This is a genomic window from Paenibacillus shunpengii, assembly GCF_042684905.1.
In the GTDB taxonomy this organism is placed as follows: Bacteria; Bacillota; Bacilli; order Paenibacillales; family Paenibacillaceae; genus Paenibacillus; species Paenibacillus shunpengii.
Map to the genome: position 1 here is coordinate 209,641 of NZ_JBHUMJ010000011.1, position 16,994 is coordinate 226,634.

Genomic DNA, 16,994 nt, shown 5'->3' on the forward strand with positions numbered 1-16,994 from the left:
CACGATATATGGAAAGCATGATCTCAATATAAAAAGCTTGTCATCCCATAGAATCTTTTGATTCCATCAATGGGTGACAAGCTTCGTTTTTTTCAAAATAATATAAAATTTACCTACAACAGCTTCTCGATGAGCTCGGTCATTTCTTCTGGAGATTGCTTCGGCTCAAACCGCTGAACCACCTGTCCATCCCGATCAATGACAAACTTCGTGAAATTCCACTGGATGTCGCTGGTCTCGCCAGCACCAGGCTCTTGCTCTTTGAGATACTGGAACAAGGGATGTGTGTTCTCTCCATTGACCTCTACTTTTGCAAAGACCGGAAAATTCACACCGTAATTGATCTGACAGAACTCTTCTGCCTCGCCGCTGGTTCCCGGCTCCTGCCCGCCAAACTGATTACAAGGAAATGCAAGTACAACAAGCCCTTGATCCTTGTAACGGTCATAGAGCTGCTGAAGCTCACCGTATTGCGGCGTCAGCCCGCATTTGCTCGCTGTATTCGCAATAACCAGCACTTTCCCAGTGTACATATCAAGAGGGACCTCCTGATTGGCCGTTGTCACTGCAGTGTAACCATATACTGACATGTTCTTGTGCCTCCTTCTTAATCTCATCTAATATTTACCCGTTCGTCTTACAGCTCTAATCATACCAAATCCAGACGTGAAACAAAAAAGGCCTCCCGCAAGGAAAGCCTTAATGAATGGTTTAATCCCAGACTCGAAAATTCCCTAGACTCAAAAATTCACGAGGTCTGGTGCCTTACACACCCGCCACTTGACGAATCTGGGTATGAATCGAATTCGTTGCGCCCACAAGACCCGCATTATCTTTACCTGCAAGTGCATATGGCAGACAGAGCGGAACGCCTGTACGCGGATCAGTAATAATATCGGCCTCTATCCCGAACACTTCACGCATGACATCTGACGTCATGACCTCCTGCGGAGATCCGATCGCCGCTGCCTTACCCTGTTTGATTGCAATCATATGATGGGCATAGCGTGTAGCATGGTTAAGATCATGCACAACCATGACAATTGTACGCTGTGAGCTGATATTGAGCTCCTCCAGCAGCTGAAGCACCTCTAGCTGATGCGCCATGTCAAGGAAGGTTGTCGGCTCATCCAGGAACAAGATGTCGGTATCCTGAGCAAGTGCCATCGCAATCCATGCACGCTGGCGCTGACCACCGGACAGCTGGTCAATGGGACGATCATGAAATTCATTCAAGCCTGTCGCTTCAATGGCCCACTCGACCATCTTCTTGTCTTCTTCCTTGAGTGAACCAAAGCCCTTCTGATATGGAAAACGACCATAGGATACAAGCTCAGTTACCGTCAGACCTTCCGGAGCTGTAGGATTCTGCGGCAAAATAGCCAGCTGCTTTGCCACTTCACGCGTTGACTGCTTATGGATGGATTTGCCGTCCAATAATACTTGACCCGCCTTCGGCTGCATTAAACGTGCCATCGTTTTGAGAATTGTCGATTTCCCCGATCCATTAGCTCCAACAAGGGCTGTGATTTTCCCTTGTGGTATTTGGATATTCAAATCCTCAACAATAAGTCTATCCTCATAGGCTATAGACAGTCCGGTCGTTTCTAAACGAAACATGAGCGATCATCTCCTTAGAATGGTTGTCACATCAGAAGCGTAAATCTTGGATGTATGTAAATGAAATGAATTTCGTATGAAGATCAAATGAGTGATCAATGAAAATAAGCGTTTAAATTAAAACTCTATTTAAAGATACTGATAATCATTATCATTTGTCAAGTACTGTGATCGATGCTCACACAAAAAACACACCTTCTAGTGTAAGCTAAAGAGTTCATCTTAGGCCTGGAATTAGAAGGTGTGTCACATTATATGGTTATTTCATTTAACAAAGCGTTACCTGCCTCTGCGTCCTCCGCCCCTGCGGCTGTCACGTCCTGCAGCAGAGCCTCCTCGGCTAGAGCTCGGACCTGGACGGCCTCCCGTCTGCTTGCCGGAACGTCCCGATGAGGACGGACCACCTCGTCCATCTCTGCTGCCACTGCCTCGGCCAGAGCTCGGCTTGCTGTCTGCACGCCATGGGCGATCCTTATCCGCTCGCTTTTGACCTCCACGACCGCCGGATCCGCCATCACTGCGTGATCCGCGCGCATTGTCCTGGCGTTCGCCTGAACGCCCGCCTGTGCCCTTGCGAGCGCGATCTCCGCTATCGTCTCTTGACTTACGTGCGCTGCCCTGTCCGCCGGAGCGGCCACCGTCACGCTTCGCATCCGAACGCACTTTGCGTGTATCGATTGTGCTTCCTCCGCCGCTGAACTTCTGGAGCGAGCCCGGCTCGCCGGCATAGCCGCTCTGCCAGCCAATGCGGTCCAGACGCTGATCTGTGCCCTGCTCAATACGTGCGAGCTCCGGCTTGTCCTTCGGTGCGGCAAAGGTAAGCGCTAGTCCCTTGCCGCCTGCTCGCCCTGTTCTGCCGATCCGGTGAATGTAGCTCTCCGGATCATGTGGAATGTCATAGTTAAACACATGGGTTACCCCTTCCACATCCAGTCCTCTGGCTGCTACATCTGTCGCGACAAGCAATTGCAGCTTGGCATTTCGGAACGCCTTCATCACCGTCTCGCGCTTCGCTTGGGACAGATCGCCATGAAGCTCATCACTCGCATACCCCAAGTCCTGAAGCGCTGAATTCAGCGCAGACGCACGGCGCTTGGTGCGGCAGAAGATGATGCCCAGGTATGGACGATACTGCTCAATCGCACCAATGAGCGCCTCCTGCTTCGTACGATCCGTACATTCTACGACCAGCTGACGAATCTGCTTAATAGGAATGACAGAGTCGGATTTGACTTTAACATCAATCGGCTCCTTCATGTAGGTGCGGCCCAGTCTGCGGATGCCCGTCGGCATGGTTGCAGAGAAGAGCATCGTTTGACGCTTGTAAGGCAATGCCTTGATGAGCGTCTCCACCTCGTTCAAGAATCCCATGTGGAGCATTTGATCGGCCTCATCTAGAACGAGAATCTTCACTTTGTCCAGCGCAAGCGTTCCTCTGCCCAGATGATCAATGAGTCTTCCTGGCGTACCGATAATAATTTGGGCTCCGCCCTTCAGCTTATGCAGCTGCTTCTCCACGTCCTGACCGCCATATACAGCAAGCACTCGGATGGCTTCGTTCGCTTCCGTCAGCTTCTTCGCTTCGGTCGTAATCTGCAGCGCAAGCTCTCGGGTCGGTGCAATGATTAGAGCCTGTGGGGATCGATCCTCCGCATGGATACGCTGCAGAATAGGCAGCATAAATGCAAACGTCTTGCCTGTTCCTGTCTGTGCCTCTGCAATCACGTCCGAGCCCGCAAGGGCAAGCGGAATGGACTTCTCCTGAACCGGTGTTGGGGTAGCAATTCCCTGCTGACGCAGAACCTCGCTCCATTCCGGCTTAATACCTAATTGTTCAAAACTCAAAATAGTCACCTCATAATATCCATTCGCTAAAAAGACTTATTTCATCACTTTGCGTATGATTTTCAAATTGTTTTTTGACGGATACTTCATCTTGATATCAAATTTATTGGTCTGCTTAAGCACACTCTTCATGTGAGAAAAAGCAGCAAAGCTCGATTCTCCATGATAGCTGCCCATCCCGCTCTCTCCGACTCCGCCAAAAGGAAGATGCGGTGTGGCAACATGCATCAGTGTATCATTAATACAGCCTCCACCAAAAGAAATTTGTTCAATAATGCGCTCCTGCACCATTTTATTCTCTGTAAATAGATACAAGGCGAGCGGTTTAGGACGCGCATTGACCATATGCACCACCTCATCGAGATGCTGATAGGTCATCATAGGAAGAATCGGTCCGAAGATCTCCTCCTGCATGACCGGGTCCTCCCAGCTGATCTCCTCCAGGATGGTAGGTGCAATCTTCAGGGATTCCTCGCGCACTTCGCCGCCCAGCACAATAGAGCCTGTCTGTAGAAATGCTTGCAGCCGCTCAAAATGCTTGGGAGATACGATTCTTCCGTAATCCGGATGCTCCACTGGTTCTTTGCCGTAAAAAGACTTGATCGCCTTCGCATACTCCTCTACAAAGGCATCCCTGACACCCTCATGCACAAGCAGATAATCGGGAGCTATACAGGTCTGTCCCGCATTCGTGACCTTGCCGAAGGCAACCCGCTTGGCCGCGAGCTTCACATGGGCGTCCTGATGAATGATGCAGGGGCTCTTGCCGCCCAGCTCCAGCGTAAGTGGAGTCAGCTGCTCGGCTGCAGCCTTCATGACGACCTTGCCCACCGCGACACTGCCGGTGAAGAAGATCTTGTCAAAAGGCTGACGCAGCAGCTCCTGACTGGTCTCCACCGCGCCTTCAACCACTGTGATATAAGCGGGGTCATACAGCTCTCCGATCAAGGAGTTGAGCACAGCGGAAACATGCGGTGTCAGCTCTGACGGCTTGATGACCGCTGTGTTACCGGCAGCAATAGCTCCTAGCAGCGGAGACAAGGCCAATTGGAAGGGATAATTCCACGGAGCGATAATGAGAGCTGTTCCGTATGGCTCGGCCACAATATAGCCTTTGCTTCCAATGTGCGTCTTCAGGCTTGTCTTTACTCTCTTCCGTTTCATCCATCCCTTCAGCCTTTTCTTAATAAAATCGATCTCCTCCAGCAATATGCCATATTCGGTCATGATCGCTTCCTGCTCACTCTTGTTCAGATCGATTCTAACGGCCTCCAGAATCTCGGGCTTGCGTCGTACGATACCTTCTCTCAGCAGTCTTAGCTGCTCCAGCCTGAACTCCAGTCTGCGCGTCGCACCGCTGCTGTAATAATCCTTTTGTCTCTGCACAATCTCATGGATTCCGTTCATTTGTGACAACCCCACCCTTACTTTAAAATCTACCTGAGCGAATAATATGGATAATGAACCACACCACCATAAGAGCCGCTACCGCAAGCCCAATCTCAACAATTGGAATATTCCACTTCTGTTCACTTAAGGCAGCCCCGACGATAAGCCCAACCATCAATATACTGAACGCAAGCAGTACAATACTGAAGGACAGCCGATTGCTGATCTGATCAAGCTTCTTCATCACCTGCTCAACCTCTGGGACGCTCACCTCGAGTTTTAATTTCCCTTTGCTAATAATCGAGGTCAGAAGCCGGGCTTGCCCTGGCAATTCAATGATGGATTCCACAAGGTCGCTCACACCGCTGAACACTTTGCCGCGAAGGCGTCTTGTATTGAACTTCTCACGTACCAGCTTGCGACCGAAGGGCTCGGCCATATCAATAATGCTGATGCTCGGGTCCAGGTGCTCAATAACCCCTTCCAAAGTGACCAGTGCCTTGCCCAGCAGGATAATGTCCGGGGGAAGTGTGATTTGATGACGCTGCGCCACACCAAACAGATCGCTCAGTGCCTTGCCTATGCTGATTCTGGAGAATGGAATGTCATAGTATTCATCCCGCAGCCGGTCTAGATCACCGTGCAGTACGCTCATATTGATTCCTTCAGGAATCATGCCAAGCTTATCAATAGCTCGAACCATGCTGTCTGTGTTCTTACGCATCAATGCGATAATCAGCGATGCCAGGTGCTCCTTCATATCCCCATGCAGACGCCCCACCATGCCAAAATCGAGATAGGCCAGCGTCTCATCCTTCATAACCATGAGATTTCCGGGATGGGGATCAGCATGGAAGAAGCCCTCAATAAAGATCTGGTTCAGCATGGAGTCAACCAGCTTCTGGGCGATCCCTTTCAGCTCATACCCCCGGCTAAGCAGCAGTTCTCGCTGATTCAGCATAATTCCATCCATGTATTCCATCGTCAGCACTTTGGCACTCGTGTAGTCCCAATATATTTTCGGGATATGTATTTGCGGATGATCGATAAATTGTTGCCCAACTTTCTCTGTATTTCTTCCTTCATGGCTGTAATCAAGCTCGGCGAGCAGAGAATCCGCGAATTCTTCCACCATCTCCCGAAGCTGATACCTGATCACCCACTCCCACCTGCGCTCAGCAAGTGCCACAAAGTCTCTGAGTATATCAAGGTCTCGTCTAATAATCGGAGCAATGCCCGGTCTCTGTATCTTGATGGCTACCTTCTCTCCCGTCACCAGCTTGCCAATATGGACTTGTCCTATGCTGGCCGCTGCCAGTGGCGTATCATCAAAATGGCTGAGCACCTGCTCGAGCGGTACTCCCAGCTCCTGCTCCAGAATGCCCTTTGCCGTTTCAGACGAGAAGGCAGGAACCTGATCCTGTAATTTGGTCAGCTCCTGTACGATACCCGCAGGAAGCAGATCCGAGCGGGTACTTGCAAGCTGGCCCAGCTTCACAAAGGTAGGACCCAGATCCTCCAGCACATGCCGTATTCGTTCACCCAGCGATTTGGATTCGGGAATACCCTCCCGCATAATCCACCGTCTAGGCAGTGATAACGCTTGAAAGAAGCCCATTTCCTCCACCATATAGCCGAAGCCATGACGCATCAGCGCCATGGCAATATCTCTGTACCGTCCTGCATTTTGTACACGAACAGCCATTATTCAATCTCTTTGGTAGGAGGCTGCATATCAGGCGTTGTTTCATCAAGCACCGGCGTTTCCGGCAGAGGCTTATTCGGCAATTCCGGATCTGCTGCGGGCTTCTGCTGTGCAGCCCGAGCTTCTAGCTCAGCGATACGCTTCTCCAATCTCGCCACATCTGCTCTTGTCGGCACACCAAGGTCTACAAGCACCTTCTCCACCTGATCCGTAATCGCCTTCTTGATCCCGGCCGATTCCTCGGCTCCGCGTTCCATCAGCTTATCAATAACTGCCTTGGATTGAGACGGAGCAAGCTCTCCGCGTTTAACAAGCTCATTTACAGCACCTTCAATCTTTTCCTTACTGTAAAGAGTAAATCCTACGCCAAGGGATACTGCCTTCTTGAACAAGTCGCTCATGATTACGATGGCCTCCTTTATTTTCCTTTATTGAATCAATTTATTATGAAATTAATTCTATTATATCTGCTTTTGCCGTCTTATACTCTCATCTTTGTACGCGTCGCCCACATTGCAGACTGAACGATCAGCTTGCGGAAGGGCTCCGCGGAGAAGGAAGGAACATCATGTCCCGGCATAAGGTATACGACTCTCCCCATTCCGTAAGAGTGGGCCCAGGCACAAGGCCACGTGCCTTCACCATCTGTATATTCCAGCAAGACCGTCTTCTCCGAAAATGAATCGAATTCGAATCGGTACGGTTCTTCCTCCATTGTAAAATGATTTACCCCCTCAACGATGGCGTGACCCTCCGCGGCCACTTTAAATTCAAGCTTCCGTGGTGCCGGGTGTCCTGTAAATCTTCCCCCGAGCAGCTGAGCGATCTCATACCGATTGTGCATCGAGATCCCATTATGCAGCACCAGCAGCGCTCCTCCTCCGCTTACATAGCTGAGCAGACCCGCTGTCTGCTGGGGTGCAATGGCTCCCTTCCAATCATCCACATAGGAAATGAGCAGATCGTAGCCGGATAAGTGCTCAGCAAGCAGCAAGTTTCGATTCTCGCTGCACTGAACCGTCATCACATCCTGCAAAATATGGCTAATCTCCTCATCCACACCTTGCAATGGATGATACATCGGATGTGTGTAATCTCCTAACAGCAATGCTTTCTTTCGTTCCATCCTTCTTTCCTCCTTGCTCTTTCTTAGCCGTTTAGCTCATAGAGCCTAGTATAGCCTCAATCGATGAGCTAAATCCACACATTCTATCTCCTAGAATCAAGCCGGCTGTCACTGAATAATCACATAAAAATACGAACCAGGCCGGGCTTACTGCCTGAGCCGGTTCGTATCTAAGTTCGCGAAGCAAGCCTTTATTCCTCTAATCTCTATGAATTCACCCTTCAAGCTTCTACGAGTTCATTCTCCACATCACCATCGGGAAGCTTCTTGACAAGAATTTTGCGGATGCGCTGCTTGCCCACTTCCTCGACCTTATAACGAAATCCGCGATAATCAAATTCCGGACGCTCCTGCTTGGTCGGAATCCGTCCGAGTGTCCCAATCATGAAGCCGCTAAGGGTCTCATACTCATCCTCAGGCAGGCTGGCTCTCACAATATCAGCCACTTCATCCAGACGAGCTGTTCCGTTAAACGAGTAGGTTACCTCATCTATCGCTTCGTATATGGATTCATCCTCATCATATTCATCGTATATCAAGCCTACAATTTCTTCGATGAGGTCCTCAATTGTGATAATACCGGCAGTTCCTCCGTATTCATCAACTACGATGGCCATATGCACATGATTCTGCTGAAGCTCTTCAAGCAGATCATCACCCTTTTTGGTTTCTGAGACGAAGTAAGCGGGCCGAATGATATCCTTCAGCTGTCTTGGATTCGTATTGTTCTTATTAAACTGCATAATCAGATCCTTCACATGCAGGATTCCGATGACATTATCAATTCGTTCTTCGAACACCGGGAACCGTGTATACTGCTCAGACTGAACCATTTCCAGCACATCATCAAAAGGCGTATCCACGGAAATGGAGACCATGTCTGTGCGATGTGTCATCATATCGGATACCGTTTTATTATCAAAATCAAAAATATTGTGAATGATCATTTTCTCACTTTGCTGAATGGTGCCCCGTTCAAGACCCGTATCCACCAGCATCCGAATTTCTTCCTCAGAGGCTTCCTCCTCCTCCGAATTCGGATCGATACCGAACAAGCGCACCGTTACATTCGTGGATGCAGTGAGCAGCTTGACGAATGGGGCTACGATCTTTGACAGCAAGCTGAGCGGCCCAACGACGGCAAGGGCGATCGCCTCCGCCTTTTTCATCGCAATACGTTTCGGCACAAGCTCACCGAATACGAGCGTGAAGTAAGACAGAATAAGTGTAATGACAATGACCGAGATCGAAGACAGAACAGAAGGAGCAACGTCCACTCCGATCGAGATCAAGTAATTAACCAGCAAGGACGCGAATTTATCGGCCGCAAAGGCACTGTTCAGGAATCCCGCCAGTGTAATCCCGATCTGGATCGTGGACAAGAAGCCTGTCGGCTCCTCAACTAATTTCTCCAGCTTCTGAGCCCGCTTATTTCCTTCCAGGGACAGAACCCGAATGCGATTATCATTAATGGAGATCAGTGCCATTTCAGATGCGGCAAAAAAAGCATTGACCACAAGCAGCACGAGGATAACGATGATGTCAAATAACAAGGGTTGCACCTCCCAAGAGATATCAATAAATCGGACAGTGCCTATATCGAATAGATCAGGTCATCCGCCAACATATGTACAATTTTTCCAATTAATTAGGAGAAATTAATTCTAAGTCTTACTCTTTTCTAAACACAAACACGGAATCTTTAAACGAAAACACAGAGAAAACACCTCACCTCGTCATGCATCAGGTAAGGTGTCTTAAGGAATAGCATGTGACAAAGCCTGCTTCCTTATACTGTCTTCTGCTCTGCAAAATACTTGCCAAGCGCGACCATCATACTGCCCATACGCTCCTCGGCAGGAACGACCTTGGGTTCAACCCCTTCTTCGATCATCGCTTGCGCTGTCACCTTGCCTACAGCCGCTGCCACGATGTCTTGTTCAAGCCGCTGCTTCATCTGTTCAAGCTTCCCGTGCTGTTCAGCATATTCCACCAGAAAACGGATTTGTGGTGCACTGGTAAAGGTGATCGCATCAATCTGCTGATTCAGGATGTCAGACAACAATAGTGCAAGGTCACTCTCCTCAGGCGGCACATGCCGGTAAGGCAACACCTGCGTAATCTCCTGTACACCTTGATCTGAGAGCCATGCCATAAGGCGCGGCGCGGATTCGCCATGCAGCTGAACAAGGACCCTGCTTCCTTCAAGCGAATAGGCTTCAAGCTCACGGATAAGGCCTGAAGTGCTTCCATCATCATCCCTTACTACCGGCTTTAGCCCTCTTTTGCGTAGTGCATTCACGGTCTTGTATCCTCTTGCAGCGATTTGGGACTGTGACAGCGCCGAAGTCAGAGCTTCCTCTACACCCATCTGTTCTGCCTTACTGAAGATCGCATCCAGGCCCATCCCTGTGGTGAGCAGAGTCCAATCAGGCGGATGCTTCACCCAGGCCTCTATACTGCTCTCCAGATGTTCGTCATCGAGAAACACCGTGCCTTGCGCCGGCCGCAGCACGGGGGTTCCGCCCAGCTTCTCAATAATCATAGACATTTCCTCTGACTTTCGAGGACCTGCCAGCGCTACTTTTTTACCTAGCAAATTCTGAGCCATATGCCTAACTCCTCTCCACTATACGAGATATTGTATCTAGTATATAAGGAGCTTGGCCCAGAAGAAAGTAATCCCACAATTTCTATATGGATTCCTTACTGCGTCAGGAGCCTTCTGCCGAGCCTGCGTTCCCATTCTGCGAATTCCCCCCTTTTTGGGCGGAGCTCCGACGCTGAGAAGACTCATTCTGAGCAGACTGCGCTTTTTGAGTGGATTTCTCCGCTTGAGCAGACTTCCCAGTTTGATTGGATTTCTCCGTTTCGGTAGGTTCTCCCTCTTGAGAAGATGACCCATTCTGGGATTCCTCGTTCTGTGCAGACTGCTTGTTCTGAGTCACCCCATCCGTCTTATTTTTCTTGGACGGCCTGAAGATCAGGTAGATCAGCACCGGCATAACTAGCGTGAAGAAGAGCACGATTGCTGACCATTCCCGATCGAACTTGAATAGCTGAATAGAATCCTTGAAGAACCAGAAGGCACACACATATCCGAGCAATATGATCGGCCCCTGCATCATGCGTCCGGATATGTTTTTGTCTAAACAGCCCATACCGTAGCACACCACATAAGTGTTAAATGCAACCTTCGTCATATGTATAGGGAGAATCGCAGCGGCCAGAAACATATCGAACCGGTCCAGAAAGTCACTAATCTGCACTTGGCGGACAAGCTCATGGGACGGATAGGATATTCTTGGAATAATCGGCAGCCCAATGATCAGAATCATCATAATGATATCGATAACGAGAAGAAAAAAAGCGAAGGATAAGCCTTTGACAGCGGATTTCAGCTTGAAGGTCTCTTTTCCGAAAATGAACGGCAATATAATAATCTCTCCTGCGTAGGAGAAGAAGTACCATGTTCCATTCCCGACACCGATCAGATCCACAGGGAAAAACGGCTTTAAGTAGTGAAAGTCCAGCGCGCCGGATACAAACAGCGGGATCATAAAAATGGTGAGAATCAGAATCGGCATAAAAATCTCAGTCATGCTGACGACTGATTTCATGCCTCCCCGAATAATGAATCCCGACATGACAAAGATACACAGCAGAATGATCATGACGGGAGTAAGCGGGAGTATCGTGGTATCCACATACTCCGTCAGCAGCCTTGCATCTCTTGCCAGAATATAAAAATAGTACAGGACATACATCCCAACAATCACTCTTCCGACAAAAGGCCGGCGACCAATCATCGCCTGGAACAAATTCTGGCTGCCGAAGCGGCGCTGTGTTCGGGACAGCAGCCAGATGCAGATCAGGAGTACAAGATACACCAGAATAATGCACAAGTAAGCATGCTGCTGGCCAAATTGCACAATATCGGACGGAGAATGAACCAAGGTCATCGGCAGCGTAATCATGATAATCATGAGAACAAGCTGCCGCTCTGTCAATGGTCTAGCATCATGTTTCTTAACCTGTTTGGTTGCTCCACTCATATAATTATGCACCTGCCTTTCTTCTTACTCAGACGGAACAGGAATGTAGGGATACATCCACTGCGAGATTAGATATGTCGGATGAATTACAGGAATCGGCGATAGTGTGTAGATCCATATCCCGATGCCGAGTCCTATAATCACGTAAGATAAGATGCGATTAATCGGCTTGTAGTTTTTTAAATTTTTGTGATCCTTCAGCACGATAATCAGACTAAACACAAGGACTGCCGACAAGGCCATGAGATTCATTCCGCAATATCCTCCTCTTCCACTGCGAATGGACTTGTAGCCGCTCCATTATTCTCAAGCCGATAATCGGCTTCTACCTCGAAAGTGATATTCGGATATATTTCGTACCAGCGTTCTCGTAATTTTGACCACAGCTGCGGCTTTTCTGTCTTAATAATTCTACCGAAGCCAAGTGCATCCGAATTATATTTCTGAAGCAGCTTGAGATCCTGAGTGATCTTTGCTTTCATGTATTCATTCATCTTCTGTTCAAGCTCTATAATATTGTTCTCATTATTGGTATCGAAGTTGGACTCGTTCGTCGTAATGGACATCCTGCCACCCGTGTACATATGAAACCGAACATCTTCTCCGTTCACAATCGGCTTGATCTTCGTATGATTTGATCTGATTAAGAAAAAAATCTTCCCTTCTCCACGGGGAACTGTAATCGGGAGCTCCAGTGTTCTTGCTTGATCCATTGCCACAAGAATGCCATGTGTATCCTGCTTCTTAATAATTCCGGTCAATTTATCGCCGCGGAATACAGCCAGTCCACCAACCCCGATATTTTTATGAGGCTTGTCGATCTTCTCGGGCACACTATCTACCGTTTCCACTAGCGGCATAATCGGATCGATCCCGTCTTCAAGCATCAGATTGACTACAGTCTTGAGCGTCCATGGCTTGCTGAGATACGAGAAGACAAGCTCACGAACCACTTCACCGGGATATTGCTCAATGGTTGGTTCTCCGTTAAGTACTTCATAGGCATGACCTTCGGTTACGACAGGCAGAGCAGACAGCCGGTTCTCCGGAAGCCGTCCGATGGAATCAAGCGCTTCTGCGATGCCCTCACGGGCCATCGCCTCTCCCACGAGCAGAGCCCTGCGGTGGGAGAAATACAGCTTACGGGATGTGCTCGTTTGTTCTTTTAAGGTGACTCCTCTTACGGTTTCACCGACACTTGACTTTAGAAACCAAGGGTTCTTATCTCCACCTCCACCCCCGCCATTTGATCCTGCGAGCATACCAGGAATGGTAATTTGAAGGGTAACTCTATACTTATCCTCCTCTTTATCAAGCGCAGTGCCGACTACAAAAGCAATATCGTTAATCTCTCTGCGATCCCAGCAGCCTGTCAGCAGGAGGCACAGCAGCAGGATTGTTACGGATTTGGATACTCTGTTCATCAGATCAATTACCACCCTTCATCCGAGTTAGGAGACCCGTTCATTCCTTTGTCCATCCGCTTACGCTCATGATTGGGGGTTGATGATGGCTTGAATATCATCTTCCACCAAGGCACCCGCATGATGATGTCTTTCGATTCGCCTTTACGGTACGGACTCACACCAAGCAGATAGGGCTGTCCAAATGAAGTGAGCTGTGTCAGATGTGCTGAGATCAGGACTGTACCAATGACAATCCCGAACAGACCCAAGGTTCCAGCGAGGATCATGATCGGAAACCGCAGCAGCCGAAGCGTAATGGCAAAGTTAAACCTTGGAATGGTGAAGGAAGCGATCCCTGTCATGGATACGATGATAACCATCGGAGCCGACACGATACCCGCGGTCACAGCCGCCTGTCCGATAACAAGCGCCCCGAGAATACTTACCGCCTGACCGACTGCTTTAGGCAAGCGAACACCTGCCTCCCGCAAGGCTTCGAATGAAATTTCCATCAGCATTGCTTCGACCAGGGCCGGAAAAGGAATGGCTTCACGGGCAGCTGCTATACTGATGATGAGCGTGGTCGGCAGCATGTCCTGATGAAAGGTAGTTATCGCAATATATAAGGCAGGAAGAAATAATGCCACCATCATAAAGAACAAACGGATCCACCGTAAGAAGTTACTGATAAAGAATCGTTCATAATAATCCTCACTCGCCTGAAGCATCTGCCACATCGTTACAGGACCAAGCAAGGCGAAGGGAGTTCCATCCACCAAAATGCAAAATCGTCCTTCCAGCAGGTTGGCAACCACGGTATCCGGTCTTTCCGTGTAATGGAGCTGAGGGAACGGAGAGTAGGGATGATCCTCAATCAATTCCTCGATATAGCCGGATTCGAGCACTCCATCGATATTGATCTTCTTAATGCGCTGCCGCACATCATCGATCAGCTCCTCACGGGCGATCCCTTTGATATAAGCAAGCACAACACTTGTCTTCGTTTCTGTCCCGAGCGTGAAATTCTCCATCTTGAGCATCGGCGTCTTCAGCTTGAAGCGGATCAGCCCTGTGTTCGCTCGAATCATTTCGGTAAATCCTTCGCGCGGTCCCCTGACAACCCCCTCTGTCTGAGGCTCTTGCACAGAACGTCGAAGCCCGCCCTTCAGATCGAAGAGCAGTGCTTCGTCATTGTCTTCAACCAGCACAAGTACACAGCCATCGGTTACACCATCTGCAGCTTCACGCCAGGTCTTGGCCTTCTTCACATGAGACAGCGAGATCGGAACCTTCTCAAGCTCAATATCCTCTGATGCTCCCTGAACATTTGCTAGATCAACGCCTCTTACGAGAGGTAATATGATATGATCCTGCACTTCAAGAGAGATGACGATGCCTTCCAAGTAGGACAGGCATACGTCCGGGTACCCTTCATGCTTAATCTCGCGGAACACGAAGTCAGAGCAATCCTTGAACACCTCTTGAAGGACCTCAAGGTTCGACTTCAAATCCTTTACAATCGGTAATTTCAACTGTGGAAGCTCGGGAACCGCTTTATCCTCATTTGATGAGGTATCCCCCGATGGCTTCGAGTCCTCCTGATCGTCTGCGTCTGAATCTCCTGATTCTTTTGAATCTTGCTTATTCGACTGCTGATTCCCCTCTTGTTCTCCGGATGACGCCTCCGTCTGTTGTTCATCAGACTCTTGCTTTTTCTCAAGCCCTTGGTTGTCAGGTGTCTGATCCTCGGAGCCTTGCTTCAGCTCTTCCTTCTCACTGCTCATGACTGCTCACCTCTCTTGTTCCGGCGAAGGTTAACTTCCATCCATTTTCTGAAAGATAGCATGCAACCATTGGCACCAAATTATGCAAAAAAGGATTTTGCATCATCCCAAAATGGAACGATACAAAATCCTAATAAAAAAGACTCTGCCAATGCAGAGCCTCTCATTTCTTTATATCAAGTTTTGCTTATCTGCGGCTTCGTCTTCTAAACAGGCTGTCCACTGCCAAATATCTGCTGCCTGCTACCGCGAGTGTTAACGCCATCCCAATTAGAGCGATATCGAGCTCATACCCACCTACAAACGGAGCACCCGCCTTCGCGGTAAAGATCGCTACAACCAGAAGGATGACAAAAATAACGCTGATCCATCTCGTAAACAGACCGATGATCAGAAGCAGCCCGCCGAAAAATTCAGCCAGAGCGACCAAAGTTGCCATAAAACCAGGAAGGCCAAGGCTCACAAAGTAGCTCTCCGTCCCTTCCATTCCTTGAAATTTGACAACTCCATGTGCCATGAAGATGAGTCCCAGCACGAGCCGGGTGATCAACAAACCAATCTCCATGCTGCGGATCTGACTATAATTGTTGTTATTATACATTTGATTTACTTCCTCCTTCTAATTGCTATTTTAATAATGTGCGTAATTAAATAATAAGAATAAGGCCGTCATGACGATAAAAGATATGGCGATATTCCATTTGGAATAAGGAAGCAGCAGCTCCTTGTCAGGCTCCAAAATTCTGGAGATTCGGTCATTAATGGAGACATCCGCGGCGAATGGTGAAACAACGGCTCCAGTAAACATCCGGTGATTCCGGCGAGCTGCACCTGATTTAATCAGCTTGATTAGTGCACCTCCGATTCCCAAGGCAGAGCCTGACTGCTTGATCGCATAATTATCGGCCAGAATCTCTCTGACCATCTTATAATTGGCTAATATGTTTTTTAGTATAGGTACATATCCAAGGATGGATACACTGAGTGTTAGCAAAAAAGTCTTGAGCGGGTCATAATGACGCAGATGATAGTACTCATGATAGAGTACTGCGTTTAATTCATGCTCATCGAGCATATCCATAAGCCCGGTAGATAACACAATTCTTCTGCGAAACATGCCAAAAGCAAGCGCAACAGGCTCGGCAGCCGATATGACGATCAGCTGCTGCTCCAGGTGAAGATGCTTATACCGTGAAGCCAGCTTCTTGGACGCATTATCATCCTTAAGCCACCGTATGTACTTATGCACATTCATTGTTCTGACCGCATGCTTGATGATATAGAGCAGCATGAGTAAGAACGTGCTTAATACCAATACATTCAACAAGTGAATAAGCGACCATAGCCCAAGCTCTTTCATCCAGTGTGTACACCAGGTCAACAAATTAAATGTAATCGGAACATTCCAGATCATATGGACACTGTACAGCCCCATCTGTGTGAAAATAGCAGCCATGATCCCCATGCCGACAGAGAACAACGCGAGGGAACGAGAGGACCACATCACTGTATCTCCTTCTTCCATTGTTCAATCTTTTGCTCCAGCCGTGAGATAAGATCCGGGTCAGCCTCCTCGACGGCATCCAGCATATGAGCTACAGCAATAGAACCAAACTGATCCATGAGCTCCTGTGTAAGCTCCTTGGACTTTGTGTTCATGAACTCTTCTCTGCTCTCGGCAGGAGTATATATCGATGTTCTTCCCTGCATTTCCTTCAGAAGCACACCTTTATCGACAAGCCGGTTCATGACAGTCATCACCGTATTGAAGTTCATCACCTTATCCTCACCCAGCTTCATTTGTACTTCCTTGATGCTAAGCGGTCCCTGACTCCACAATACTTCCATAATCCTTGCTTCCAGCGGTCCAAAAAATCGGTTCAGTCCCTGCTCTCCAACTTTAAAGTGACTTATCTTCATGGCGCACCCCTTCCACACTACTCATTGTAATGTCATATGTTCTGTTGTCAACCATAGAAGATAAACAATAATAGCCATGCAGGAATTGAATTCCGCATGGCTATGATTAGCAAGGAATCAATCTCATTCTACCATTAGCACATA

At 48.6% G+C, this 16,994-nt stretch carries 16 protein-coding genes; all 16 read right to left on the reverse strand.

Going from position 1 to position 16,994, the window contains the following annotated elements; all coding sequences use genetic code 11:
- Positions 1-113: 113 nt before the first annotated feature.
- Complete coding sequence (locus ACFSVM_RS22925; protein WP_076314446.1) at positions 114-590, reverse strand: glutathione peroxidase; 477 nt, start codon at positions 588-590, stop codon at positions 114-116.
- 175 nt (positions 591-765) lie between these two features.
- Complete coding sequence (locus tag ACFSVM_RS22930; RefSeq protein WP_076314445.1) at positions 766-1,620, reverse strand: ABC transporter ATP-binding protein; 855 nt, start codon at positions 1,618-1,620, stop codon at positions 766-768.
- 279 nt (positions 1,621-1,899) lie between these two features.
- Entirely contained in the window at positions 1,900-3,468 is a 1,569-nt protein-coding gene (locus ACFSVM_RS22935) for a DEAD/DEAH box helicase (protein WP_379265231.1), read from the reverse strand.
- Positions 3,469-3,501: 33 nt separating this feature from the next.
- Positions 3,502-4,872 carry an aldehyde dehydrogenase gene (locus ACFSVM_RS22940; RefSeq protein WP_379264790.1) on the reverse strand — a complete coding sequence of 457 codons (1,371 nt, stop codon included), beginning with the start codon at positions 4,870-4,872 and terminating at the stop codon, positions 3,502-3,504.
- Positions 4,873-4,894: 22 nt separating this feature from the next.
- Positions 4,895-6,559 (reverse strand): ABC1 kinase family protein, encoded by a 1,665-nt coding sequence (locus ACFSVM_RS22945; protein ID WP_379264792.1) that lies wholly within the window; start codon positions 6,557-6,559, stop codon positions 4,895-4,897.
- Positions 6,559-6,960 (reverse strand): phasin family protein, encoded by a 402-nt coding sequence (locus ACFSVM_RS22950; RefSeq protein WP_090724731.1) that lies wholly within the window; start codon positions 6,958-6,960, stop codon positions 6,559-6,561. Before ACFSVM_RS22950 ends, ACFSVM_RS22945 begins: the two co-directional genes overlap by 1 nt.
- A gap of 80 nt (positions 6,961-7,040) precedes the next feature.
- A complete protein-coding gene (locus tag ACFSVM_RS22955; protein WP_076314441.1) occupies positions 7,041-7,685 on the reverse strand; it encodes a ThuA domain-containing protein in 645 nt (214 codons plus the stop codon).
- A gap of 221 nt (positions 7,686-7,906) precedes the next feature.
- Complete coding sequence (locus ACFSVM_RS22960) at positions 7,907-9,238, reverse strand: hemolysin family protein (protein WP_083656024.1); 1,332 nt, start codon at positions 9,236-9,238, stop codon at positions 7,907-7,909.
- A 236-nt stretch (positions 9,239-9,474) separates the two neighbouring features.
- Complete coding sequence (locus ACFSVM_RS22965) at positions 9,475-10,296, reverse strand: uroporphyrinogen-III synthase (RefSeq protein ID WP_379264796.1); 822 nt, start codon at positions 10,294-10,296, stop codon at positions 9,475-9,477.
- Positions 10,297-10,399: 103 nt separating this feature from the next.
- Positions 10,400-11,740, reverse strand: coding sequence for a GerAB/ArcD/ProY family transporter (locus ACFSVM_RS22970; RefSeq protein WP_379264798.1), 1,341 nt, complete (start codon positions 11,738-11,740; stop codon positions 10,400-10,402).
- Between the two features lie 24 nt (positions 11,741-11,764).
- Positions 11,765-11,992 carry a hypothetical protein gene (locus tag ACFSVM_RS22975; protein ID WP_047912452.1) on the reverse strand — a complete coding sequence of 76 codons (228 nt, stop codon included), beginning with the start codon at positions 11,990-11,992 and terminating at the stop codon, positions 11,765-11,767.
- Positions 11,989-13,164: a Ger(x)C family spore germination protein gene (locus ACFSVM_RS22980; protein WP_379264801.1), complete on the reverse strand. Its 1,176-nt coding sequence runs from the start codon at positions 13,162-13,164 to the stop codon at positions 11,989-11,991. Before ACFSVM_RS22980 ends, ACFSVM_RS22975 begins: the two co-directional genes overlap by 4 nt.
- Before the next feature lie 8 nt (positions 13,165-13,172).
- Positions 13,173-14,930 (reverse strand): spore germination protein, encoded by a 1,758-nt coding sequence (locus tag ACFSVM_RS22985; protein WP_379264803.1) that lies wholly within the window; start codon positions 14,928-14,930, stop codon positions 13,173-13,175.
- A gap of 187 nt (positions 14,931-15,117) precedes the next feature.
- On the reverse strand, positions 15,118-15,531 hold the full coding sequence (locus ACFSVM_RS22990) for a DoxX family protein (protein WP_076314435.1): 414 nt from the start codon (positions 15,529-15,531) through the stop codon (positions 15,118-15,120).
- Positions 15,532-15,561: 30 nt separating this feature from the next.
- The gene (locus ACFSVM_RS22995) at positions 15,562-16,434 is read right to left on the reverse strand and encodes a M56 family metallopeptidase (RefSeq protein WP_076314434.1); all 873 of its coding nucleotides are present in this window, start codon (positions 16,432-16,434) and stop codon (positions 15,562-15,564) included.
- Positions 16,434-16,850 carry a BlaI/MecI/CopY family transcriptional regulator gene (locus tag ACFSVM_RS23000; RefSeq protein ID WP_076314433.1) on the reverse strand — a complete coding sequence of 139 codons (417 nt, stop codon included), beginning with the start codon at positions 16,848-16,850 and terminating at the stop codon, positions 16,434-16,436. The genes ACFSVM_RS22995 and ACFSVM_RS23000 overlap by 1 nt, the downstream gene beginning before the upstream one ends.
- Positions 16,851-16,994: the final 144 nt, after the last annotated feature.

What these genes read in the sequence shown, in the direction of transcription:
- ACFSVM_RS22945 (WP_379264792.1), bottom strand. Translation starts at nt 6,559, where the DNA reads ATGGCTGTTCGTGTACAAAATGCAGGACGGTACAGAGATATTGCCATG.
- ACFSVM_RS22975 (WP_047912452.1), bottom strand. Translation starts at nt 11,992, where the DNA reads ATGAATCTCATGGCCTTGTCGGCAGTCCTTGTGTTTAGTCTGATTATC.
- ACFSVM_RS22980 (WP_379264801.1), bottom strand. Translation starts at nt 13,164, where the DNA reads ATGAACAGAGTATCCAAATCCGTAACAATCCTGCTGCTGTGCCTCCTG.
- ACFSVM_RS22990 (WP_076314435.1), bottom strand. Translation starts at nt 15,531, where the DNA reads ATGTATAATAACAACAATTATAGTCAGATCCGCAGCATGGAGATTGGT.
- ACFSVM_RS22965 (WP_379264796.1), bottom strand. Translation starts at nt 10,296, where the DNA reads ATGGCTCAGAATTTGCTAGGTAAAAAAGTAGCGCTGGCAGGTCCTCGA.
- ACFSVM_RS22925 (WP_076314446.1), bottom strand. Translation starts at nt 590, where the DNA reads ATGTCAGTATATGGTTACACTGCAGTGACAACGGCCAATCAGGAGGTC.
- ACFSVM_RS22995 (WP_076314434.1), bottom strand. Translation starts at nt 16,434, where the DNA reads ATGTGGTCCTCTCGTTCCCTCGCGTTGTTCTCTGTCGGCATGGGGATC.
- ACFSVM_RS22940 (WP_379264790.1), bottom strand. Translation starts at nt 4,872, where the DNA reads ATGAACGGAATCCATGAGATTGTGCAGAGACAAAAGGATTATTACAGC.
- ACFSVM_RS22950 (WP_090724731.1), bottom strand. Translation starts at nt 6,960, where the DNA reads ATGAGCGACTTGTTCAAGAAGGCAGTATCCCTTGGCGTAGGATTTACT.
- ACFSVM_RS23000 (WP_076314433.1), bottom strand. Translation starts at nt 16,850, where the DNA reads ATGAAGATAAGTCACTTTAAAGTTGGAGAGCAGGGACTGAACCGATTT.
- ACFSVM_RS22930 (WP_076314445.1), bottom strand. Translation starts at nt 1,620, where the DNA reads ATGTTTCGTTTAGAAACGACCGGACTGTCTATAGCCTATGAGGATAGA.
- ACFSVM_RS22955 (WP_076314441.1), bottom strand. Translation starts at nt 7,685, where the DNA reads ATGGAACGAAAGAAAGCATTGCTGTTAGGAGATTACACACATCCGATG.
- ACFSVM_RS22970 (WP_379264798.1), bottom strand. Translation starts at nt 11,740, where the DNA reads ATGAGTGGAGCAACCAAACAGGTTAAGAAACATGATGCTAGACCATTG.
- ACFSVM_RS22985 (WP_379264803.1), bottom strand. Translation starts at nt 14,930, where the DNA reads ATGAGCAGTGAGAAGGAAGAGCTGAAGCAAGGCTCCGAGGATCAGACA.